The following is a 23,719-nucleotide window of genomic DNA, read 5'->3' on the forward strand; positions in this document are numbered from 1 at the left end:
GGAAAAAGCCGGCACCTCAAGGTACCAGCTTGGAAATCGTAACGAACTGAGCCTTCTGCTGCAGCGCAGGAACGGATTGCTTCAATACGGCAGCGGTATGCTTGCCCGGAGGCCCGACATGGCCGATTAGGATCGTTGTATCATGCTCGTCCACATGCTTGTGTACTTTTAGCGCTTGTTTCACAATGTGCTCCCGGGTATAGACATCATCCATGAACACATTATTCTCTAGCGTTCTCATCCCGATCTCCGAGGCGGTGGACTGCACTATGCTCTTATGTGTCGTTTTGCTGTCTAAGTAGAGCAGATTTTTTTCCTTGCATACTTCCAGAACGATTCGCATCACTCTTTTGTCGGCTGTCACTTTGGACCCCATATGATTATTGATGCCAACTGCATAAGGGACTTCTTCAATAGCCGCTATGACTCGGGAACGAATTTCTTCATCGGACAGATCCGTTGTAATTGCACCGGGTCCTAACCAGCTTTTCTTACCTTTTACCGGCTCCATAGGCATATGAACCAACACGTCATGTCCGAGCTTATGCGCCCATTCGGCATCCCGCTTGGTTGTCGGCAGGAACGGCATGATCGCTACTGTAAAAGGAACCGGAAGCTCCATCATTTCCTTCGTGCCCGCCATGTCGTTACCCAGATCGTCGATGACGATCGCAATTTTCTTCTGAACGGCTTGTTCTTCCTGACTGCGGGCGCCTGCCGCCAACATGCCGGACGGTCCAAAAGCCAAACAAACGATGATAAAATACATGACAATCCATTTCACGGTTTGATTCATAGTTCCAACCTCCTGAAGTCTTGTGGCACTTATATGGTATTTACCTCAGGTGGAAAAACTATGCATCGCAAAAAAAGAACAGTGCTGCTCCACAGGAGTGACACTGTTCTTTGTATGATTTCCGTTAGTTGGCGTGTACCTGATGATGCTTTCTTCCCGGGATTTCGCCGGTACGGTTAAAATGCTCGACAATGATGTCGATTTCTTTTTTCAGCTCAGCCAATAGCTCCGCTTCCGGCACTTTCCGGATCATCTCTCCGTAACGGAACAGCATACCCTCGCCGCGGGCGCCGGCAATGCCGATATCGGCTTCTCTGGCTTCCCCAGGGCCGTTTACAGCGCAGCCGAGGACCGATACTTTAATTGGCACTTTGATCTTGGAAATGTATTCTTCCACCTCGTTGGCGATGGAGAACAAATCGATGTCCAGACGGCCGCAAGTAGGGCATGATACCAAAGTCGCCGCATTCGTAATCAGACCGAATGTTTTCAAGAGCTCCCGTGCAACCTTAATTTCCTCAACAGGATCCGCACTAAGAGAAATACGCAGCGTCGAGCCAAGGCCCATGCTGAGCAGTGCTCCGATGCCGGCAGAGCTCTTGACGGTGCCGCTAAACAAGGTGCCGGCTTCCGTAATCCCTAAGTGAAGCGGATAGCGGAACGCTTGTGCAGCCTTCGTATAAGCAGCGATAGCCATAGGCACATCGGACGCCTTCAACGACACGATAATATCACGGAAGTCAAGCTCCTCCAAAATCCCGATGTGAAACAAGGCGCTCTCTACCATAGCCTCCGGGGTAGGGTAGCCGTACTTTTCAAGAAGGTGGTTTTCCAGCGATCCGGCATTAACCCCGATACGAATAGGGATACCGCGCTCCTTGCATGCTTTTACAACGGCTTCGACCTTCTCGCGGCGGCCGATATTGCCGGGATTTATCCGAACCTTATCGATGCCGTTCTCAATCGCCATCAGCGCAAGCCGATGATCGAAGTGAATGTCCGCCACCAACGGAATTTTGATTTGCTTTTTTATGTCTTTGATCGCTTCAGCTGCTTCCTTGTTATTAACAGTAACTCGAACCATTTGGCAGCCGGCCTCTTCCAATCGGTGAATTTCGGCAACGGTCGCTTTTACATCGGCGGTTTTCGTGGTGCACATACTTTGCATAATGACCTCGTTGCTTCCGCCGATCGTCAAATCCCCCACTCTGACAGGGATGGTTTCCGTTCTGTGGAACATTGTTATCGATCTCTCCCATGATACCAAACATCCTCCGCTCCAGTTCAGAGCCGTAATCGGCTCCAAACCGGATTGGAGGCTGCTATGGTTTATTTATGTTATGCGCTCTCTTCTTTTTTCTTTACGGATTTGTCGTCGCCCTTGCTTGTAATCTCCGGAGTAATTTTCGCTTGAATGGCTTCTTTCGTTACCGTGCAAGTCGAAAGCTCCGTAGCGGAAGGCGCTTCGTACATCACGTCGAGCATGATGCTCTCGATGATCGCTCTCAAGCCGCGTGCACCGGTATTGCGTTTGATGGCTTCACGCGCAATTTCCTCAAGAGCCTCGCGATTGAAATCGAGAGTTACGTTATCCATCTCCAGCATCTTTTGGTACTGCTTGACAAGAGCATTCTTCGGTTCGGTCAAGATGCGAACCAATGCTGCTTCATCCAGCGGCTCCAAAGTAGAGATGACCGGCAGACGGCCTACGAACTCAGGAATCAAACCGAACTTGAGCAAGTCTTCCGGCAATACCATCGACAAGTATTCGCCCGGTTTCAGATCCGCTTTGTTGCCGTCTGTACCGAAGCCGATAACCTTTTTACCGATTCTGCGCTTGATGATTTGCTCCAAACCGTCGAACGCTCCGCCGCAAATGAACAGAATGTTCGTCGTATCGATTTGAATAAACTCTTGATGAGGATGCTTGCGTCCGCCTTGTGGAGGTACGGATGCTACAGTGCCTTCAAGAATTTTCAACAGAGCCTGCTGAACGCCTTCGCCCGATACATCACGTGTAATGGAAGGATTCTCGGATTTGCGCGCCACTTTATCGATCTCATCGATATAGATGATTCCGCGTTCCGCTTTTTCCACGTCGTAATCCGCGGCTTGGATCAGCTTCAGCAAAATGTTCTCAACGTCTTCACCAACATAACCTGCTTCCGTCAAAGAAGTGGCGTCGGCGATCGCGAAAGGTACGTTCAAAATTTTGGCCAGCGTTTGAGCGAGCAATGTTTTCCCGCTTCCCGTAGGTCCCAGCAGGACGATGTTACTCTTTTGAAGCTCGACATCCTCCAGCTTGCCTTGCTGCGAATTAATCCGTTTGTAGTGATTGTACACCGCTACAGACAGCGATTTTTTCGCTTGGTCTTGACCGATGACGTATTGATCCAAAATACCGCGGATTTCCTTCGGCTTCGGTACGTCCTTCAGATCAAGCTCTTCCTCATGACCCAACTCTTCCTCAACGATTTCCGTACAGAGCTCAATACACTCATCACATATATAGACACCAGGGCCGGCTACCAGCTTGCGGACCTGCTCCTGGGATTTTCCGCAAAACGAGCATTTAAGCTGACCTTTTTCATCGTTAAATTTAAACATGGGATCACTCCTTATCCATTCAATTCGTTACGAGTGATAACCGCATCGATAAGCCCGTATTCTTTGGCTTCTTCAGCGCTCATGAAATTATCACGGTCCGTATCCCGCTCGATCTTCTCCAGCGGCTGTCCCGTACGTTCCACATAAATTTGATTCAATTTCTGCTTCGTCTTGATAATCCAATCGGCATGAATTTTAATATCCGACGCTTGACCTCTGACGCCGCCTAGCGGCTGGTGAATCATCACTTCGCTGTTAGGCAAGGCAAAACGCTTGCCCTTGGCTCCAGCAGTTAACAGCAGGGAGCCCATACTCGCCGCCATGCCTACGCAAATCGTAGAAACATCCGGCTTAATGAACTGCATCGTATCATATATACCCATACCGGCCGTTACGGAACCGCCCGGTGAGTTGATGTACAGGGAAATATCCTTCTCGGAATCCTGCGCGGACAAGAACAGCAGCTGCGCAATAACGAGGTTGGCAACATCATCGTCAATGGCACTGCCGATAAAGATAATGCGATCCTTCAAAAGGCGGGAATAAATGTCATATGAGCGCTCCCCGCGTCCTTCTTGCTCAACTACCATAGGTATCAGACCCATTGTTCCAACCCCTTTACTCCAAAATGACTTGCGATTTCCATTGTATCATGTTTGAAATCATTTCGCGAATTTCCACTCCTTATGTATCGAAAAGCGCTACACGAAACGATTCCGGAAGCCACTGCCTTCCGAAACACGACCGTACATCCAAAGCAATATGTAATTCGGGCACTGCGATATGTATTACTCGTTAACGCTCCCGTTCCCGCCTAACCTGGATCCGCCAGGCTGAGGAATAAACCCTTTACGCAGCTGTCTATCGCTGCCGTAAAGCGTGTCCGAATCCGGTACCTCGTAAGGAGTTCCAGTTCGAACCTCCGTGAGAGTCAACTTATTACTGCCATCCTTATGCTATCCGGGGATCGAATCCCGAATCGACGCCTATAGAGAAAGGCACGCATAAGAACACGTGCCTTCACTCTTATAGGATACAGTAACGGAATTATTTGCTGTTTGCAAGCAAAAATTCAACTGTTTTCTTAACTGCGATATCATGCTTCAGGTCGTTCAGGTTGCCGTTAGCTGCCAAGATCGAACGAAGCTCGTCAGCGGAACGTTGGTACATTTTCGACATGTTTTCGAGCTCTGCATTGACTTCTTCTTCGGAAGCATCAAGGTTTTCCGCTTTAGCGACGGCTTCAAGAACAAGGTTGTTCAATACGCGCTTCTCAGCGTCGCCGCGCATTTGCTCTTTCAACACGTCATCGTTTTGACCTGTGAATTGGTAATACATTTCAAGGTTCATGCCTTGTGTACGAAGACGGTTTTCGAATTCCTTCAGCATTTGCTCGGACTCGTTGTCGATCATTACAGAAGGAATGTCAACCTTTGCAGCTGCTGCAACTTTCTCAACGATATCCGCTTCTTTCTTGCGCTGAATCTCGGAGTCCTTGCGCTCTTTCAGCTTGTTCCCCAAATCTTGCTTGAACTCTTCCAGCGTTTCGAACTCGCTTACGTCTTTAGCGAACTCGTCGTCAAGAGCAGGCAAGTTTTTGCGCTTGATGTCATGCAGATGAATTTTGAATACCGCTTCTTTGCCTTTCAGCTCTTCGGAGTGGTAGTTCTCAGGGAAGTTGACAGTGATGTCTTTGTCATCGCCTTTGTTCAAGCCAACCACTTGCTCTTCGAAGCCAGGGATGAAGCTGCCGGATCCAAGTTCAAGGGAGTACTTCTCCGCTTGGCCGCCTTCGAATGCAACGCCGTCAACAAAACCTTCGAAGTCGATCGATACGACGTCGCCGTTTTCCGCTGCGCCTTCTTCAACCGGTACCAGTTCAGCATGGCGCTGTTGCAGTTTTACAAGCTCTTCGTTAATTTCTTCAGCCGTAACTTCGGCGTCTTGCTTCTCAAGCTCGATGCCTTTGTACTCGCCAAGCTCAACTTCAGGCTTAACAACGACTTTTGCTTTGAATTTCAAAACTTGGCCTTTGCCGAATTGCTCAACGTCAACTTCAGGACGGTCAACAGGGGAAATGCCTGTTTCCACAACCGCTTCAACGTAAGCTTCAGGAACGACAATGTCAAGAGCTTCTTGATACAAGCTCTCTACGCCGAATTTGGATTCAAAGATCTGGCGAGGCACTTTTCCTTTACGGAAGCCCGGTACGTTCACTTTCGCTACAACTTTCTTAAACGCTTTGTCCAACGCGTCGGAAACTTTATCCGCTTCCACTTCAATATCAAGAACTCCAACGTTCTTCTCTATTTTTTCCCAGCTTGCTTTCATTTTATGCTTTCCCCTCCAAAAATTATCCATCACAATTTTTCACGTTCTGACGAATAAGGGGCATGCTTGTCCCCGGTCCGCCAATATAACCACTCTATTATAACATAACCCATAGGGTTTTCAAGTTCAGTTGGTTTAAAAATTAAAATCAGCGTTGAAATCCCCCGCTAAATGTCGAAGAAGCAAATTGCTGCATAATGCGATACGCCTGCTCCCACTGAAACAGCAGCTCGCTCGTAATCCCGTACAGCTCAAGAATTTCTTCCTTATCGCCGCTGTCGAAAACGCGCTCGAGCAAGACCAGATGAAGCGCCGCGGCCCATGCGTCTATGGCGTCGCGGTCCATTCTAAGCATTTGCCGGTACTGATAGGTCCCATAAATGAAGGCGAGAAACTCGTTCCACGTCTCCTGGGCAAAATACGCCAAGGCGGGATGGTTCGTCTCGCTCACCTGCTGGATTCTTTCGATAATTTCGTTAATGATCGAGGGAAATTGGTCGAAATCCGCCGGCGTATCCTCAATTTCGACAAGAACGGACTCGCCGTTTCGATGAAGCTCGATGAGCCCCTGCACGCCGCGCAGCTTTAAGGTCTGGAGCGTTTTGTACTGAATGAGCGGATGCTGCTCCCCGGATTTGATCCAGTCGATCAGCTGGCCGTTTAATTCGGGATGCTCCATTAATGCCAATTGATCAAGCGCAAGCAGCTGCTTCTCAAGCGAGGAGGCATCCTTTAACGATTCCATCAGCTTAGCGGCGTAGCTGCCGTCCTCCCGTTCCCTTAAGATCAGCTTTTCGCGCAGCATATCGCGCTCGGACAGCTCGTCCTCCGGATCTGATCCGGCTCCGAAATCAGCGAACGTCTCGTCGGGAAACATCGTTTGCAGCCACTGAAGCAGCGCATTCCACTCTTCCTCGACCCGCTCATCCTGGCTGCGGCAGGTGAGCAAAAAGCGGAGCAGCGAAATGGCTTCGCCATATCGTTCGTTCTCCAGCATCCGCGTTAATTCAAATTGGTAATAATCGATAGTCTTAGGAAATAAAATGACGTTATCATGCGATTTTCCGGTCAAAAGCACACCACCTTACCGACTTCTGGCAATCCAATATGTATGAAAGTCAGTGTACCTGATTCGGCGCAGGAAAGCAAAATCAGCGCTCGTCTTTGTTGTACTGTTTGTAAGTGTACTTACCCGCTGTCGTCAATTGCACCTCGACTTTCACATCGCGAAGAGAGTCCGGCTTCAGGACAAACAGCTTCTCATCGGCAAACTGCCGGTATTTGTCCGCCCCTTTATCGTACAGCCGGTTGCCCAGTCCCAGCAGATCCGCCTGATACTTCAGTCCGGTGGCATACGTTTCTCTTATCTCCTTCTCGATCGCATCCTGCAGCTGTTTGATCAGCTCCTTGGAAGGAACCCCCTCGTCAAGCTCGGTAATGGCCCCTTCCACGATGACGTGGACATCAAAACGAGGCTTTCCTCCCGCTTCCGCAACTTTGACAGCAATTCTCGGCTTTCGCATCCGCGCGCCGGCCACATTTTTGCCGTCCTTCACAATGGAAACCGGGGCGCGATTGGTCTGCGGCACCATCCAGCGGATGCCTTTAATCTTCTCTATTGGAATAAATCCCGTTTGTTTCTGCTGCCAAAAAGAATAGATCCCGTTGTAACGCAGCGACTCGATGGGCTCTTCATTCTTATGCCAAATATCGGTTCCGATCGTTATTGAAGGCAGCGCCAGAGTATGCACAGGCTCGTAATACTCCGCCATGAAGTCGTTGAGTCTGAGCGGGGCAATATAGGAGCGCTGCTTGAAATTTTCCTTCGGGGTATGCAGCAGCATCCGAAGCCTGGAGCGTTCAAAATTCGGCGTTGCCGTAAAAATGTCCGTCAGCTTGTCTTTGGTGCCGAACACCCACATGGTGTAGCGAAGCTCATAGAAGCGAAAAAATGTCTGCAGCGTTTCGCTGATCTCCCCTTTGTTCAAGAATCCGTCACCCAACACAAGCGCGGTAACATGACCCCAGAACAGTCTTCGCTGCGACTCGACCGTAATTTTCCCAATTGCTTCATTGTAGCTCTTGCCTTTGCCGATTCCTAACCATGCAGGCGTCGGATCCGGTTTGATTCCTTGCTCCGATTTGGCAGCCTTTTCGAAGCTGAGCAGCTGCAGGCATACTACGAACTGCTTTTCATCCTCCAAATAGTCGATTCCTATCGCATTGACGTAATCCAGATTATCGATAGCGTTCACGTTCCAGCAGCCGCTTAATAGCATCATAGCAGCCAGAAGGACGCAGAGGCACGCCCGGTTACGCTTCATCCCCATCCCCTCCGCGCTGTCCGTAATTGTCTTTTTGCGTGTGCAGCAGACGCGGTGTCAGCTGATGTTTGCCGCGCGGAAAATGAAACATCACATACCGAAGATCCCTCCAATTAAACGGCGAATAGGGAGCCAAATAAGGAACCCCGAACGATTTCAGGTTCGACAAATAAATCAAAACGGAGAAGGCGCCGGTAAAAAAGCCGAATAACCCGAAAAACGAAGAAAGGATGTAAATATAGATTCGGAGAATGCCGACGGACAGGCCGAACATGCCGGTGACAAGGGTAAATTGGGCGGTTGCGGAAACGGCCGCCACGACCAGCGTCGCCGGCGAGGTCAGTCCCGCTTTGATAATGGCGTCTCCGATGATCAACCCTCCGACTACGGAAACGGATGGACCTAGCGCGGATGGAAGCCGGCTCCCCGCCTCCAGGAAAAACTGGAACAACAGGATCATGAGCAGCACTTCCAGCGGTCCGGACAGCGGCGTTCCTGCAGTGGCCATCGCTACGGTAGCCAATAAAGGATAAGGGATCTGGTCTTGATGATACGAGGTTAGAGCGACCCAAAAGCCCGGAAGAAGTATTGTGATAAACAGTGCGGCACTTCTCATCGCCCGCACAATGTAAACAAGAAGAAGAGGCGTATGGGCGTCTTCGGCGGCAGACATCATGTACGATATGTTGACGGGAGCTAACATGGCCGTCGGCATGCCGTCCATCAGGATGACAAAACGGCCCCTCATCAAGCTGTTGACCACCATATCCGCCCGCGTCGTTATATTGACCAAAGGAAAAAAACCGAGGCCAGGCTTGAGTATGATGTTCTTCAGTTCCTCCATGTTCAGAATGGAATCGACGTCGATAGCTTGAAGCTTCCCGCGGATATTATCCGCTATGTCCTCATTGAGCACATCGTTTAAATAGAGCAGCGCCACGCTTGTTCTGCTTCTGCTGCCGAGCGTGTACATTTCGCAGCTTAATGTGTTCGAGCTGATCCGTTTGCGTATAAGGGCAATGTTGATCGTCAGCTGCTCAATAAAGCTGTCCCTCGGCCCGTATACCGTCAATTCGGTCTGCGATTCCTCCGGATTCCGCTCAGGACGGTTTGCCATATTCGACTGGTACAACGACCCGTCCTTGGTATCGAGCATAACCAAATTGCCCTTGAACACCTCATCGATTATCACTTGATCCGACACGTCGTCCGGAAGGCGGCTGTACAGAAAGCTGTTGTGATCCATCGGTCCCGATTCATCTTTTTGATGGTGAGCGCTTTGCTTCGAGTCCGATTTATTCATCGCAAGCTCTTTGAGCATGACATTGCTGCACAAGCCTTCGCAATAAACGAGAACCAGCTCCCTGTCTCCATTCGATCGAATTTTGACGTCGTCGCAGCGGTAAAACAGCTGGTGAAGCTTTTGTTCATTCCAGGTTGTCACGGAAAGTCCCCCTTTTCTTTGCGAGCATAGCCACAATGCACAAACCCAGAGTTAAAGCCAAATATCCGGCAAGCGAATACGGCAAATATATATTTTTCAGCCAGTCATAAAAGGTGATATCGCTGACAGGCAGTACGGTAATGAAAATGAGGACAACCGACAGCAGCATCAAAAACAGCGACTTGTTCGTTTTTCCTTTGAACGGGCTTAGCTCCGCCAATAGGTACATCGCAAGGGATACGCGGGTAAACGCACCGGCAAACCATTGATATATGGAGAAAAAATCGACGCGCTCGATATATTTTTGCACAACGACCAGCTTCCATTGTTCAAAAGCCGGGTAACGGTGCTTCGTTCCTTCCACAGGTCCGAATTCGGCCAAGGATCCGGTCGTCGGTCCAAGCGTCAAGCCTGTAATGATAACGCCGATTACCAGCAGCTGCCACCACTTGACCTTAGGTCCGATGTGATGCTGAAACAGGAGGATGACGATAAGCTCAATAAAGCCGGAACCCGCATAAAGTATCCCTTTCTGCAGCGGGATCGTCCCGTATTCCATAATGGGGAACAAACGGCTGTAGTCTTTGTTCACCATGTTGGCGCTCATCACGAAAAAGCCGAGCAGCACAATAAAGGGAAGCAGGACGCCGCTTGTAACCGCAATGGACAAGATGCCCGAACGTGCGGAAAAATAACACAGGCAGACGAGCAGCATAGTCAGCGCTATCATCGGCGTTTCCGGCAAATAGGAGGATGTGGCCCATGTGACCGTGTCCTTGACGGTGATTAAAGCAACCAGAAAAAAGGCGATGAAAAACAAAATCCGGAATAGTATCGAAACCGTGCCTCCCGCCGTGTCCCGAATCCATTCGAGCAGGGGTTGCTGACCGCTTCGCTTCATGATCCAGTGAATGACGAAAATCCAGACTGCGAACGGAAAAAAAGCCAGAATGGCGGATACCCAGGCATCTCTTCCGGCAATATCCAGCAGGATCGGAATGATGATGACATGATCGAACAATCCCACGGTTGCCATAATGATCATAGTCGCCTGCAGCACGTTAATGGATCTGGACATGCTCCTTCCTCCTCCCCTGTGGTTAATACGGTGTTTTATTCCTGCGGATAGCTTTCCCATGAAACGACAAAAAAAACAGCGCAAGGGGCGATTTGTCCCTCACGCTGTTCATTTCGTTCTATATATTGGAAGCTTTATCACGAATTAGTAAATTTTCATTGCCGCTTGAATCAATTTGGCTTTAATGCCCGGATCCTGATCGATAAAAGCGTACATTTTATCAACGGCTTCCTTATTTTGCAAATAGTCCTTCTCGCTCTGAATCGCTTCGTGTGACCATTCGAGCAGAGCCTTCTCCGCTGCGCCCAATCGGTTAAGAGCCGTATGAAGGCCGGTTTGCTCGATGAGCTCCTCCACTTTCTCCTGATTCACAACGCCAAGCAATTGAACGGTAGCGAGCTTATTTTGAAAAGCCTCGTTCACTTTCTCAAAGTGCTCTTTGGCCTCTTTGTATTGGGTTTGTGCCTTGGATAATTTCGTTTTTTTCATACGTATGACCACCTCTTCTTCTTGATCGGTTCGGTCGGCTTTACAGCTTTCCCGGCATCATTCATGATTAATCGTCCTTAGCCCGATATCCGTAGCACCGCATCGGCCATGTTTGGCCAAGAAGATAAACAGAAGCGTCGCTTTGAAACTTCTTCTTCCCTTCCCAACCGCCATAAGGTTAGAGTGGGACAATCGCTCTTGTTCTATTCATCCTGCATCACTCTTGTATTGGACCGCTAACGAGTAGTGTATACGGTAATTTGGAATTTGTCTATCTTTTCCTCCTTGGAGGACAGACATTTTATGCCTCTGCTAAGCATAACCTTTATCATCATACTGTCGCTGTCGAAATGCTTGTCATCTTGACGAACGGTTATACAACAGGAGAGGATGAAGGCCATGTGCGGAATAACGGGATGGATTGATTGGCAAAAAGATTTAACCCAGTATCCGTCCGTTTTGGAATGCTTGACGGATACGTTGACGAACAGAGGCCCGGACGCTTCCGGTACGTGGATCACGCAGCATTGTGCACTTGGGCACAGACGCTTGAGCGTTATGGACCCTGCAAACGGAGCTCAGCCAATGGTTCGCAAATACGGAGAAAACACGTACACCATCGTCTATAACGGGGAGTTATATAACGCGCCCGAATTGAAAAAAGAGCTGGAGCATCGCGGCCACAAATTTCATACGACTTGCGATACGGAAGTATTGCTCGTTTCGTATATTGAATGGGGACGCGCGTGCGTGGACCGGCTAAACGGTATCTTTGCCTTCGGCGTATGGAATTCTCTCGAGCAAACGTTGTACCTTGTTCGCGACAGGCTCGGCGTCAAACCCCTCTTCTATTCTTATTCGGATGGACGGCTGCTGTTTGGGTCCGAACCAAAAGCAATTTTAGCACATCCGGATTTCCCAGCACAAATAAGCGGCGAAGGACTGGCCGAAATATTCGCTGTCGGACCGGCCCGTACACCGGGTCACGGCGTATACCGCAACATGTCGGAGCTGAAGCCGGGCCACTGCATGACCGTGGACCGCAACGGCATCCAGATCCGGACCTATTGGAGGCTCGAAAGCAAGCCTCATGAGGATGACGTCGATACGACGGCTCAGACGATCCATGAACTTCTGAAGGATACAGTGGAGCGTCAGCTGGCCTCCGACGTACCGATATGCACGCTGCTGTCTGGCGGACTGGATTCCAGCGCTTTGACTACCTTCGCCGCGAATCATTACAAGGAGAATCAGCTTGGCACAATTCATACTTATTCCATCGATTATGTAGACAACGCCAAGCATTTTAAAGCCAATGCGTTTCAGCCGAACTCCGATGCCCCATGGATCAAGCGGATGACGGAGTTTCTCGGCTCCGAGCACCACTTTCTGGAATTTGACACCCCAGAGCTGGTAGATTCGTTGAAAACCGTCGTATACGCCCGCGACTTGCCGGGAATGGCCGATGTCGACGGCTCCCTGTACTTGTTCTGCCGCGAGATAAAGAAGGATGCTACCGTAGCGATATCCGGCGAAGCGGCCGATGAAATCTTCGGAGGCTATCCGTGGTTTCACCGCGTGGAGGCGCTGAATGCCAATACGTTCCCATGGTCGCTCGCGACCAAGGAGCGGGTCGATCTGCTGTCTGCCGACTTCGTCAACTGGGTGAAGCCGGAGCAGTATGTACAGGAACGGTACCGTCAGGCGCTGTCCGAGGTCCCTCGCCTTGCTGGAGAGGATCAGCAGCAGAACCGGATGCGGGAAATGTCCTACCTGAACATTACCCGCTTCATGCCGACGCTGCTCGACCGCAAGGACCGGATGAGTATGGCGGTTGGCCTCGAAGTGCGTGTTCCATTCTGCGACCATCGGCTCGTCGAATACGTGTGGAACATTCCATGGGAGATCAAAACGGCCGGCGACCGGGAAAAAGGCATTTTGCGCCGGGCGCTGCGCGGCGTGCTTCCTGACGACGTGCTGACACGCAAGAAAAGCCCGTATCCGAAAACGCACAACCCAAGCTATCTGGCTGCCGTAAAAACTTGGGTGCTCGACATATTGAACGACTCCAGCTCTCCGCTGCTGCCATTCATCGATGTAGCGAAAATACGCGCTCTGGCGGAAGCCGACGCCAATCAGTTCAACCTTCCCTGGTTCGGTCAGCTGATGACCGGCCCGCAGCTGTTCGCCTATTTAGCCCAGGTGGACACATGGCTGCGGCATTACAAGGTATCGGTACGATAAGCCGGCAAGCTCTCGTAATCAAGGTAATTTTTATCGCCGATTGGAACTGTCTTTCAGTGAGAAAAACCTCTACCGCGGCCTTTCAATGATGAGCGACCGCGTTCAGAGGTAGGTTTTATCGCCAAATAGAATTTTTACATCCGATGACCTCGGAATGTTATAATTTCTATTGTGGTAAAACAAGGATCGACCGTTCGCATGCTCGCGCATGCCGCAACGAATCGATCCTTTTGTATTGCCGTCGGCGGTTACTTCTGCGCAAGCTCCTTCCATAGAGCCCGGATAGCCTTGCCGCGATGGCTGATTTCATTTTTCTCTTCAACCGTAAGCTCAGCTAGCGTGCGGCCGAGTGAAGGAATATAAAATAATGGATCGTATCCGAAGCCGTTAATCCCTCTCGCCTCCGAGAGAATATGCCCCTCGCACGTTCCTTCGACTTCGCTCACAATCCGTCCATTCGGATCCACCAGGCAAAGGGCGGATACGAACCGGGCTGTGCTCAATGACTGGTACTTATGCTCGGCCGTACCCTCTTCGGGTGCGGGCAGCTTGCCTAGCTCCTGCAGCAGCTTGCGGTTGTTCGCCTCATCGTCGCCGTGATCCCCGGCGTACCGGGCCGAGTAGACGCCCGGTTCCCCGTTCAGCCGGTCGACGCATAAGCCCGAGTCGTCCGCCACGACGGCCACTCCCAGCTTCAGCGCAATAGTACGCGCCTTAATAAGCGCGTTGGCAGCGAACGTCTCTCCATCCTCGACGACGTCGGGAATGCCGTCGTAGTCGAGCAAGCTTTTGACAGCGATGCCCTGCTGCCGGAACATCGGTTCAAATTCTTTCACCTTACCGGCATTGCGTGTAGCTATGACGATCTCAGACCCCAAATTCAGCATGCGACGCTCTCCTGATTCGTTCTGTGATGTCCGGTCCGAGAACGGCGATTTGCTCGTTGATCATCGAACGGATACCCGATTCGGCCAATGCCAGCAGCTCATCCAGCTCGCTTCGGGAGAACGGCGCTTCCTCTCCGGTTCCTTGAACCTCGACGAACTTGCCTTCCCCGGTCATCACAACGTTCATGTCGACCTTCGCTTTGGAATCTTCCTCGTAATTCAGGTCGAGGCAAGCCTCTCCGTTCACGATCCCTACGCTGACCGAGCCGAGAAAATCCGCAATCGGATATTTCGGCAGATTTCTGTCCTTCGCTATTTTATCGATGGCAAAGGCCATTGCAACAAAAGCTCCGGTAATGGATGTGGTGCGCGTCCCTCCGTCCGCTTGGATGACGTCGCAGTCCAAAGTGATGGACCGTTCGCCCAAAGCCTCCAAATGGACGACCGATCGGAGCGCCCGCCCGATGAGCCGCTGGATTTCCATCGTACGGCCGCCGAGCTTCCCTTTGGCCGACTCCCTTTGGTTACGGACCTGCGTCGCCCGCGGAAGCATGGAATATTCGGCGGTGACCCATCCTTTGCCTTGGCCCTTCATAAACGGCGGGACACGTTCCTCTACGGTTGCCGTACATATGACCTTCGTATCTCCTACCTCTATTAACACCGAGCCCTCGGCATGCTTATTATAGTGGGTTGTAATGCGGACAGGACGTGTCTGTGCCGTCTGTCTCCCGTCGCTTCTCATATATTGCTGCCTCCTTCGCACTGACTGAATCATGATTTCCGGTTTCATTGGCTGTTTCTTCCGGTATTTCTGACCATTCCCATTGTACCAGAGTGGCTCTCCGACTTCCAATAAAACAAGGGAGCTTATCAGCTCCCTTGGATGAGTTGCTACATTTTTTGCGGATTTACCGTTGAAGGACGGCTGACCGGCTTGCTGTAATTCGTCTGGCTGTCGCTGGAAGCCACTTTCGTATCGCCATTCACCGTAATTTGCACCTTCGTGGCAGCACCGGCATTTTCCGTCAGCGACAGGACAACGGCTCTCAATGCATCGGCCGGTGCTTTCTTGTCCGGGCCGAGCACCTTGTCGGAGAAGTCCACCGTGATGAGATCATCCGCTTTCTTCACCTGCTTCAGCTCGGAGCCTGGAGTCATGACGGCGGCAAGGCCTTTCTTCTGATCCGGACCGGCTATGAGCTGCTCGATTACAGCTTGAGCAACGTTATCGGTCCGTTTGACCAGGCGCGTCACAGGGACGTAATATTTATAATTATCCTGATTTTGACCAAGGAAGTAGAGCGTTACCGGAGTCGATTGGCCGTATTCGACGCCATCGGGCTTCTCCAGATTAATTCCCATCATGCGGGACAGCGGCTCATCCATAGGAGTTCCGCCCTGCGGCATCTCTTTGAGCTCTTTACCCTCCACCCGGATTTGCACCTTGTCCACCGAAGGAAATCCTGTTAAGGTCCAGGTGATCGCTTCCAATATCTTCCTTTCGTCCTGCACGTTGTAATCGGTGAAGGATGAGGAGAAATCGACAATGGCCAGCTTCTGGTCTTTCATAATATTGATTCCTTTGACGGTGGTGCCTTTGGAAATCAAAGCGGTAAATCCGGCAGGCATTTGCTGAGCGGCCGGGTTGCCGTCGACCATGGCCTCCAGCGCCTTTTTGGCTACCTCAACCGACTTCTCGACATTCAATGAAATAGGGGCAACAAATCCGTTCGCGTCCTTCGCATACACCGTGACCGACGACGGGTTCTGGACAACGGGTGCCGTTACGGGCTTGGCCGTATTGGAGCTAGCATCGGCTCCTGTCGGCGGAGGATCGATCGATTGCGACTGTTCCTTCGTTCCCAAAACCGAGCAGCCCGAGGTCAGCAGAACAACGATGCCTGTCACTGCCGCCCACCGCGTCCATCTGTACTGTTTCATGGATGATTCCTCCTTGAAATGGGGGTTGTTTGTCCTGTCTCTTTAATCCAACTATACGAGGTGCAGACAAGTTTTATGACAACAATTTGTCCCATATTCGCAAGCGGTCCGGCTTTATTTTTTTTGGAAAATGATTGCATTTCTGTGATAGAATAAATTCACTGCGCGCTTAACCCATTGATACATCGTTAGAAGCCAGGTGAAGCTCTGCAGCAGCAAGCCGGGCACGAAGCTATGTATCAGGCCAGGCGGCACAGTAAACACTAGTTTCAGCACTTATGCCAGCACGATTTCGAACAAGCCTACATATCAAGGCTTTCTTCCAACCATGAGGAGGTTTATCAGATGCCGTACAATTTGGATTCCAAAAAAGTCGCCTCGGCCGCTAGGGATTGGCTCTCGCAAAGAGGAGTCAAGCTGGAGGATATTGCAGAGCTGACTTATTTTCTGCAAAAGGATTATTTCAGCTGCCTGACGATGGAGCAATGTATAGAAAGCGTGGAAAGCGTTATTGCCAAAAGGGAAGTGCAAAATGCGATGCTGACAGGCATTCAGCTCGACATCCTTGCTGAGCAGGGCAAGCTGCTTCCGCCGCTTCAGGAAATGATCGAAAACGACGAAGGGCTGTACGGCTGCGATGAAGTGCTGGCCCTCTCTATAGTGAATGTATACGGCAGCATCGGTTTTACCAACTTCGGCTATATCGACAAATTGAAGCCGGGCATTCTGAAAATGCTCAACGATAAAAACGGGGAGCGCAAGCACACCTTCCTGGACGATATCGTAGGAGCCATCGCAGCCGCGGCCAGCAGCCGCATCGCACATCGCAAGCAAGCCGAGAAGGAAGCGAACCTGCAGGCGGAATGACTGCGCTGTGTTCGCCCCCTCAAGCTGCAAAAAAGGACCTGCCGCAAGAGCAGCTGCAAGCTGCCTGCGGAGAGGTCCTTTTTTCATAACATCCTATGCAATCGTGTCTGCATCAAGCTGCAAATTATCCCAACCGAACGTCAATCGCAATCTCCGCTCTCTGAAAAGCTTCTCTCCATCTCTCCACGGTCCAAACCCCGCGATACCGGTTGCGAATTTCCCGACCGATATCGAGCGGATCCACTCTTTGCTCCTGAAGACGCTGCAGCAGGGCGACCATCCCCCGTTCCAGCTCCTCCGCCGCCGAGACGCCACGAACCGTCCCGTCACCGCCATAAAATTCCATACGGTAACCTGCGCTTTAAGCAGCGGCTTGTTCAATTCTCCATTGCCGCTCCACCGTGTACGGCAGCTCATAGCTCTTGATCCGGCTGGAGCTTGCCCTCCTGAATCGCTGCCAAGACGCTGTCCTGTCCGATCGGAAGGATAGGAGCCGGCTCCATACCCGCCGAGGCATGCCAGCAGCCTAAGCTCCTCCTCCGTCAAAGCAGCCGCCGGCTCCCTGCCTCTCATCACAACGGAGCTTATGCGCATGCTCGCGCCCTTCCCATCCGGCGGAATCACAAGCGGGATTATGCTGTCTCTCCAACGTCCCGTCCCGCCCTTATGAAACGGCTTCAGCAAGCCGTCCAGCCTGTGTAATTCCGGGATCCATTGTCCCATGGCCCCTGTATCGCGAAGCATCGCCCCCGCTTCCCCTTGAACAAGAGCTACGACAGGCCGTTCTTCAGCCGGGATCACTCCAGCGCCCCGCCTGCTCCAGGCAGGCAGCCCGTTGCGGGAGACGAAAGCCTCGCCTAGCAAGACGACCTGTGTCCCTTCCGTACCCGAAAGGGCGCGGATCGAATGTCCGCCTTCGGCAATTTTCATTTGACCGTCAACGGAAGCGTCCACTGCAACAACCGGTGCTTTTCCGTATTCTTGCTTCACCAGGCTTTCTTCTTCCAGCTTAGCTTCCGCACAGCCGCCGAGCTGGAGTCCGATGCAAACAAGCAGTGCCGTAACCTTGACTTTCTCCATTGCCATCACCCGGGCACCCTTTCCGCTTCAATACTTACTACCACTTATGGCCGGTCGTCGAACCGATTCTGCAGACTACCATCCCCACTTAAAGAGAAACCATTTCCCGATGAAAAGCAGGGCCCCGAGAACAAGGTTCAGCCAGCCGACCATACGAGCCACCTTCATTTCTTTGGGCATAGAGGACATCCGGTATCCTTTGACATCAATCAGCAGCACGTAGGCCCCAGTCAATAGCAGCAAGGGGACCGAATAAGTAAAATAACTGGAAAAAGCGCCGACCATCCTTGCAGCTCCTTTCGGGAATGATCCTCCGCGTTGCATTATCTCGCTTTCATTCCGACCCTTCTTACTTCAGTATTGACAACAAATTCAACTTCGATATGCGGATACATTGCTTGCCATTTTTCCTTCGTCTTTACTTGATCGTTCCAAAACCGCGGCTGTAATGCCCTGACATATTCTCCGAATCCAAAAATATCGGAGCCTGATTTCTGTGTCTTTTTGAACAGCCCCGTGCAGGTTTTGACAAGAGACTTCTTGTTCTCTTCTTCGATCTTGTTCAAGACCTTCGAGCTGTTGGTGAGCACACTCTCACTCAATTTTTCCTCGAGGTTCGTTTCGGTGAAGATATGAACGGTAAAATGGGGAAGGTCATTCACTATTTTGACCTCAAATCGGGACATCCGGTGTGTCGCAAAGATCGTAACCGTCTTGGAGGGGTCTTCATCCAGGCTGATAAAACCTCGATATCCCGCAGGGTTCAAGCCCTTAATCCCCATGTAGGCAGCAATTTCAAACGGCTCCGTCGAATCTACCATTTTGGAATTTTTAAAATAGGCGATTCCCTTCAGCTCCACATTCTGCTCCTTCATCAGCTCGATGTAAGGCAGGAATGCATCCTGCCCCTTCTTGGACTCGTTACTCCAATAAATGCCAAGAAAGTCGTTAGGAAGCTTGCCTTGCTTAACCGCATCGTCCAACGTGGAAAGCAAATATAACGTCGGCACCCGCTCCAGCTTGGGGGCGGCTCTGAGAAACGGCTCCGCCTTTCCTTTGGAAACGACCATCCATGCGGTTCTGCGTACTTCCGGATTACGGCGAAAATAATCGTTCAAGTTCTGTAATCCTCTCCGCGCTATTTTCTCGGATACGACAATAACGCGCAAATGCCCGAAAAACAGTCTGGACGATATTTGCTGCTGCAGATTCATCACCGCATCGTCAATCGTATGCCCCACGACCTCGATAACCCAAACCGTTTCTGCCGAGCTTTTTCCGGCCGCTCCGCTCTCGCCGGGTCCGAGAGGTATTTTGCCGGGCAGCGCAATCTGTACCGCTACCCTAATCATTCCCTTGTTAGGGGCGGGAAACTTTTCGTGAAGATGGGAAATCTCATCCTCCTTCTTCTCGGCTTCCGGTCCTGCTTCATCAATCGATACCCCCAGCACAATGGCACGGTCCTCAATCTCCAGCCGATCCCAGCACCCGGTCAACAGGGGTACGAAAAGCGATAGGACAATCAGCCATTTAAGACTTCGGATCCATCGTCTTGTCCCCACCCCGATCCCCCCTCTTCTTCCGGATCATGGCAATCACCAGAAGCAAGGCCGGATAAAAAATAGTAATGACGAGACCGATTCGACCTACATCCTGGATGATTTCGTACATATGCAATATGCTTTCCGGCAGCATCGCCAAAATGAAAACAAATGGCAGTACCGAGAAAGAAAACATTTTGTGGTCGCGTAAATGGAACAAATTGCTCAGGGCGCGAATGGTAAAATAATAAGTGGAAAACAGCGTAGTGAAAACCGCCGTAACCCAAACACCGAGAAACGCCGCGTCCAGCCGTTCCAAAATATTGGCGGGCAGCGAGGTCGTTTTAGCGAGCTCCAGCGTCGGCCATAGCAGCAGCTTCGTCTCCTCCGCTCCAAATACCCCGATCGTCGCAGTAACGATCGTAATGTACAGCATCCCGGAAATGATCATTGACCAAATGCTGGCTTTCATTGCGAGACGGCTTTGCCGCATAGCCGGTATGACGATAGTCATTACGAAAGAAGCCTGAAAGAGAGCGGCGACGGTAAATACGCTGCGGAACATTTTACCGGACGGGGTTCCCCATACCGGCAGCAGATTGATGACGTCGGCGTTCTTCAAAGACAAGGCTACAATCAGCAACGCAGGGATGAGCAGCAGGGGAACGTAAAAGTTATGAATATAGGCGAACGTTCTCATATCATGGCGGGTCGAGATAGCCGAGAGAAGCAGCATGACGAACACCGTCACTTCGAGCGGAGTCCGTTTCAATACGGATGTAATGACCACTTCTCCGAATTCCCGGGCCGTCAGGGAGCTGAGCACTGCAAAGAAGATGATAATGCAAACACTCCCTATGGCTGCAGGCCATTTGCCTATGATTTCGGCACTATATTCAACGATCGATTTGTTGGGAAATCGCATCCCGAGGACCGTAATGAGCCACAAGCCGATAAAAGCCAGCAGGGTGCCGGCTAAAGTAACCATGGGAGCACCGGACCCCACGTCGCGAACAGCAAAGAGAGGCAAGGGCAAAATCCCGACTCCGATGATCGTGCTGACCAGTATCGTGGTTGCTTGAATCATGGTGATTTGACGAGAATACACGGTTACCGCCCCTTTTCTTTATAGTTCAAAGGATCCAGCACATTTTCAGTCGTACTTTTCAGTTCATCCATAGTATTCGGATTTAGGCGGGTATCGTCGATCGTTTGCAGTATGGAAGGTCTTTTCTTAAAAAACCACATCGGGCTTCGGAACAAAAGATCCTTCATTCCTTCAAAGTTGCCTGGAACTAGCGGGCTTAAGTAAGGTACACCGAACGATTTCAAAGAAAGCAGATGGTTGGCGATAAGGATCAATCCGATCATAATGCCGTAAAGACCGAAGATGCCTCCCAGCACTATAAGCGGAAACCTCAGCAGCCTTAATGCCAGCGCGGCATTGTAGGCCGGAGTGGCGAACGAGCCGATTGTCGTCAAGGCGATGATAACAATCGTAATGGGGCTGGCAAAGCCAGCCGAAACCGCCGCTTGCCCGATGACAAGAACGCCGACGATGGACAAGGCGCCTCCGACCTGCTGCGGCAGCCGAATGGTCGCTTCCCGCAGCACTTCCATCGAGATTTCGATGATCAGAACCTCGATGATGGCCGGGAACGGCACGCCCGCTCTTCCGCCGGCAACCGCAACCGCAAACTCCGTCGGAATCAGCTCCGGGTTGAAGGAGATGATCGCTACGTACAGTGACGGGAAGATTAACGAAAAAATGAGAGCGACGAGCCGTGCCATCCGAATGGAGCTCATCAGCAGAAACCGTTCGTTGTAATCCTCCACCGTTTGATACAGCTGGCTAAAGATGGTAGGCACGACCAGCGCCATCGGCGAGCCGTCGACCAGGATGGCGACCCGTCCCTCGAGCAGATTGGACACGACTTTATCCGGCCGCTCCGTATATTGGACCTGCGGGAATGGAGACAGATGGTTATCCTCTATGTATTGCTCCAATATTCCAGAATCAAGCACCGAGCTAATGTCAATTTTGGACAACCGGTTCTTCACTTCCTGAACGAGCTCCGGCTTCGTAATCCCTTCCACGAAACAAATCGCGACCTTGGATCTCGTTCTCCTCCCGATCTCCATCGTGTGCATACGAAAATCCGGGGTCTGCAGCCGATAACGCAGCAGGGCGATATTCGTTCCGAGCAGCTCGATAAATCCTTCGCGCGGTCCTCGGATCACCATCTCCGTAGCAGGCTGGTCGACCGTCCGTTTGTCGATATTGCGGGTGCCGATCATAAACGCTTCGTCCAACCCGTCCACAATGACTACCGTATGGCCGCGCACAAGCCCTTCGATCAAATGGTTCAGCTTGCTTTCCCGCTTGGCTTCGGTATGGTATAAAGCATCATTTATCAGTACTTCTTTCAGGTCGTGCAATTCTATTATTTTGCTGTCTAAATGAGCAGGCACGTACATGAGAGCCTTTAAAATGTCCGTGTTCACAGCCGATTGGTCGACCATATTGCAGTAATAGCATAGAACGGCTTTATGCCGTCCGAATGCATTAAACCGGCGAATGACGAAATCGTCGTTCTCACCAAGAATTTTTTCGATATAAGTAAGCGAATCCTCCATATTGGTGTTAACCGTTATATCCGTATTATTTTTCATAATCTGGTCGGGTACCGTAATGGGGAGCCGGTTGGACTTGGGCTTGGTTGACTTGAACCATTTCAGAATCGACTTCATCTGTTCACTTCCTCACGCATCTTGTTGTATACCTTTTATGCAGCGGACGGACATACAAAGTAATTATTCCCATTTCATCCAGGGAACAAACATTTTTGATATGCGTTGAAAGTGGAAGGAGCGATGATCATGTCGTCAAGTCCTTTTTCACTCATCCTGCAGCCTCGGAAGTTATCAATGAGAAAAACGTCTATCGACGTCCTTTCACAGAGGAGCGACCGCGTTAAGAGGTTGTTTTTATCGCCAAATAGAATTTTTACATCCGATGACCTCGGAATCTTATAAATTCTATTGTGGTAAAAAAAACCACTCACGCCTTGCACAAGGCGGAATGGTCTTTCATCGGGAGGGTGCTGATTATAGTGCTTGGAAGAGCACAATCCCTTCGTGTTCCAACGAACGAATACGCTCTGTTTTTTCCAGATAGATTAAATGTGCCAGCGTTTCGGACAAGGCAAACCGCATTTGATGCAGCGTCAGCCTGTCACCGAAGGTTGCGCGGCAAACTTGATAGGCTGTCAACGATTCGCCTGCCAGCTGCGCTCTCATTGCTTCAAGACGGATTTCATGATGGTCCAGCAGCTCCCGAACCCGTTTGCCAAACGTCGAGAACGGCTCTCTGTGGCCGGGATATGCCCAGCTCACCTCATATTCACCGATATGCTCCAAGCTGCGAAGGAAGCTGTCCAGCGGATTGTCGTCTACACCAAAGGGTAAGTAACTGATGTTAGGAGAAATTTGCGGAAGCACATGATCCCCGCAAATCATCGCCTGGCGCTCCGGAAGGTAGAAGCATACATGCCCCGCCGCATGACCGGGCGTATGAATCGTCTCGTATACGCTGTTGCCGAGACGAATCGGCTCTCCGATCGTTATTAGGGAAACGTCCGGTTGGGGCGAAACCATGGGGACGAAATCGTCCATATGGGACTTCATAGGCCCCGCAAGCTCATCAGGCAGCCCATGGCTTGCGAACAGGCTTAGCAAGGCCGCTGTCATAGGCTGACCTTCTCCCCAGAGCAGCTTCGCTTGCTCCCAGCCCTTCGCCGACATGCGAACCGGTGCCCCCGACTTCTCCTGAAGCAGACCGGCCAGACCGTAATGATCGGGATGATGATGGGTCAGAACAATTTGTTCCATATCCTTCCAGCTTAACCGTAACTCCTTCAGCACCGCTTCCCAGCATTCGACGGATGCTACCGTATGCAGACCGGGATCGATCAGCGTATAACCGTCGTCTCCGCGAATCAAATATCCGTTCACCCAACGCAGCGGAAACGGCAGCGGCACTTTTACCTGAATGTACTCTTCATTATGTAGGGTGTACAAGCTCATG

21 protein-coding genes are annotated in these 23,719 nt (G+C 51.1%); 2 read left to right on the forward strand and 19 right to left on the reverse strand.

From position 1 onward, the window contains the following. Positions 1-16 precede the first annotated feature (16 nt). From ACFQ88_RS15860 to ACFQ88_RS15905, 10 genes are all read right to left on the reverse strand, one after another. The gene (locus ACFQ88_RS15860) at positions 17-727 is read right to left on the reverse strand and encodes a divergent polysaccharide deacetylase family protein (protein WP_379454910.1); all 711 of its coding nucleotides are present in this window, start codon (positions 725-727) and stop codon (positions 17-19) included. 193 nt (positions 728-920) lie between these two features. Continuing rightward, positions 921-2,036 (reverse strand): flavodoxin-dependent (E)-4-hydroxy-3-methylbut-2-enyl-diphosphate synthase, encoded by a 1,116-nt coding sequence (ispG, locus tag ACFQ88_RS15865; RefSeq protein WP_239627630.1) that lies wholly within the window; start codon positions 2,034-2,036, stop codon positions 921-923. 98 nt (positions 2,037-2,134) lie between these two features. Next, on the reverse strand, positions 2,135-3,403 hold the full coding sequence (clpX, locus tag ACFQ88_RS15870) for an ATP-dependent protease ATP-binding subunit ClpX (RefSeq protein ID WP_239627633.1): 1,269 nt from the start codon (positions 3,401-3,403) through the stop codon (positions 2,135-2,137). Between the two features lie 11 nt (positions 3,404-3,414). Continuing rightward, positions 3,415-4,008 carry an ATP-dependent Clp endopeptidase proteolytic subunit ClpP gene (gene clpP, locus ACFQ88_RS15875; RefSeq protein ID WP_239627635.1) on the reverse strand — a complete coding sequence of 198 codons (594 nt, stop codon included), beginning with the start codon at positions 4,006-4,008 and terminating at the stop codon, positions 3,415-3,417. Positions 4,009-4,450: 442 nt separating this feature from the next. Beyond that, the gene (tig, locus tag ACFQ88_RS15880) at positions 4,451-5,734 is read right to left on the reverse strand and encodes a trigger factor (RefSeq protein ID WP_239627637.1); all 1,284 of its coding nucleotides are present in this window, start codon (positions 5,732-5,734) and stop codon (positions 4,451-4,453) included. Positions 5,735-5,882: 148 nt separating this feature from the next. Next, positions 5,883-6,806, reverse strand: coding sequence for a hypothetical protein (locus tag ACFQ88_RS15885; RefSeq protein WP_379454737.1), 924 nt, complete (start codon positions 6,804-6,806; stop codon positions 5,883-5,885). 79 nt (positions 6,807-6,885) lie between these two features. Continuing rightward, a complete protein-coding gene (locus ACFQ88_RS15890) occupies positions 6,886-8,058 on the reverse strand; it encodes a Ger(x)C family spore germination protein (protein WP_239627641.1) in 1,173 nt (390 codons plus the stop codon). Then, positions 8,048-9,502, reverse strand: coding sequence for a spore germination protein (locus tag ACFQ88_RS15895; protein ID WP_379454738.1), 1,455 nt, complete (start codon positions 9,500-9,502; stop codon positions 8,048-8,050). Before ACFQ88_RS15895 ends, ACFQ88_RS15890 begins: the two co-directional genes overlap by 11 nt. Next, the gene (locus tag ACFQ88_RS15900) at positions 9,486-10,580 is read right to left on the reverse strand and encodes a GerAB/ArcD/ProY family transporter (protein WP_379454739.1); all 1,095 of its coding nucleotides are present in this window, start codon (positions 10,578-10,580) and stop codon (positions 9,486-9,488) included. The genes ACFQ88_RS15895 and ACFQ88_RS15900 overlap by 17 nt, the downstream gene beginning before the upstream one ends. Positions 10,581-10,724: 144 nt before the next feature. Next, positions 10,725-11,069 carry a hypothetical protein gene (locus tag ACFQ88_RS15905; protein ID WP_239627647.1) on the reverse strand — a complete coding sequence of 115 codons (345 nt, stop codon included), beginning with the start codon at positions 11,067-11,069 and terminating at the stop codon, positions 10,725-10,727. Positions 11,070-11,468: 399 nt separating this feature from the next. On the opposite strand from ACFQ88_RS15905, the gene asnB reads away from it, so the two are divergent. Beyond that, positions 11,469-13,313 (forward strand): asparagine synthase (glutamine-hydrolyzing), encoded by a 1,845-nt coding sequence (gene asnB, locus ACFQ88_RS15910; protein WP_239627649.1) that lies wholly within the window; start codon positions 11,469-11,471, stop codon positions 13,311-13,313. Positions 13,314-13,561: 248 nt separating this feature from the next. Here the strand turns inward: asnB and ACFQ88_RS15915 are convergent, their stop codons facing one another. The 3 genes from ACFQ88_RS15915 to ACFQ88_RS15925 form a co-directional block, all read right to left on the reverse strand. Further along, positions 13,562-14,200 carry an XTP/dITP diphosphatase gene (locus ACFQ88_RS15915; RefSeq protein ID WP_379454740.1) on the reverse strand — a complete coding sequence of 213 codons (639 nt, stop codon included), beginning with the start codon at positions 14,198-14,200 and terminating at the stop codon, positions 13,562-13,564. Further along, positions 14,181-14,945 carry a ribonuclease PH gene (gene rph / locus ACFQ88_RS15920; RefSeq protein ID WP_239627654.1) on the reverse strand — a complete coding sequence of 255 codons (765 nt, stop codon included), beginning with the start codon at positions 14,943-14,945 and terminating at the stop codon, positions 14,181-14,183. The genes ACFQ88_RS15915 and rph overlap by 20 nt, the downstream gene beginning before the upstream one ends. A gap of 149 nt (positions 14,946-15,094) precedes the next feature. Then, positions 15,095-16,144 (reverse strand): GerMN domain-containing protein, encoded by a 1,050-nt coding sequence (locus ACFQ88_RS15925; protein ID WP_239627656.1) that lies wholly within the window; start codon positions 16,142-16,144, stop codon positions 15,095-15,097. A gap of 345 nt (positions 16,145-16,489) precedes the next feature. On the opposite strand from ACFQ88_RS15925, the gene ACFQ88_RS15930 reads away from it, so the two are divergent. Beyond that, complete coding sequence (locus tag ACFQ88_RS15930) at positions 16,490-17,011, forward strand: phosphatidylglycerophosphatase A family protein (RefSeq protein WP_239627658.1); 522 nt, start codon at positions 16,490-16,492, stop codon at positions 17,009-17,011. 93 nt (positions 17,012-17,104) lie between these two features. Here ACFQ88_RS15930 and ACFQ88_RS39825 read toward each other — a convergent pair whose 3' ends face one another. The 6 genes from ACFQ88_RS39825 to ACFQ88_RS15960 all read right to left on the reverse strand — a co-directional run bounded on the left by ACFQ88_RS39825 (position 17,105) and on the right by ACFQ88_RS15960 (position 23,718). After that, entirely contained in the window at positions 17,105-18,097 is a 993-nt protein-coding gene (locus ACFQ88_RS39825; RefSeq protein WP_483875130.1) for a hypothetical protein, read from the reverse strand. Positions 18,098-18,166: 69 nt separating this feature from the next. Next, positions 18,167-18,376, reverse strand: a complete 210-nt coding sequence (locus tag ACFQ88_RS15940) for a CLC_0170 family protein (protein ID WP_239627662.1) — start codon at positions 18,374-18,376, stop codon at positions 18,167-18,169. 38 nt (positions 18,377-18,414) lie between these two features. After that, entirely contained in the window at positions 18,415-19,653 is a 1,239-nt protein-coding gene (locus ACFQ88_RS15945) for a Ger(x)C family spore germination protein (protein ID WP_239627664.1), read from the reverse strand. Then, a complete protein-coding gene (locus tag ACFQ88_RS15950) occupies positions 19,622-20,719 on the reverse strand; it encodes a GerAB/ArcD/ProY family transporter (protein WP_379454911.1) in 1,098 nt (365 codons plus the stop codon). Before ACFQ88_RS15950 ends, ACFQ88_RS15945 begins: the two co-directional genes overlap by 32 nt. Positions 20,720-20,742: 23 nt before the next feature. Further along, entirely contained in the window at positions 20,743-22,383 is a 1,641-nt protein-coding gene (locus ACFQ88_RS15955) for a spore germination protein (RefSeq protein ID WP_379454742.1), read from the reverse strand. Between the two features lie 357 nt (positions 22,384-22,740). Beyond that, complete coding sequence (locus ACFQ88_RS15960; RefSeq protein ID WP_379454743.1) at positions 22,741-23,718, reverse strand: MBL fold metallo-hydrolase; 978 nt, start codon at positions 23,716-23,718, stop codon at positions 22,741-22,743. Position 23,719 lies beyond the last annotated feature (1 nt).

This window comes from Paenibacillus sp. NPDC056579, from assembly GCF_042793215.1.
Lineage (GTDB): Bacteria > Bacillota > Bacilli > Paenibacillales > NBRC-103111 > Paenibacillus_S.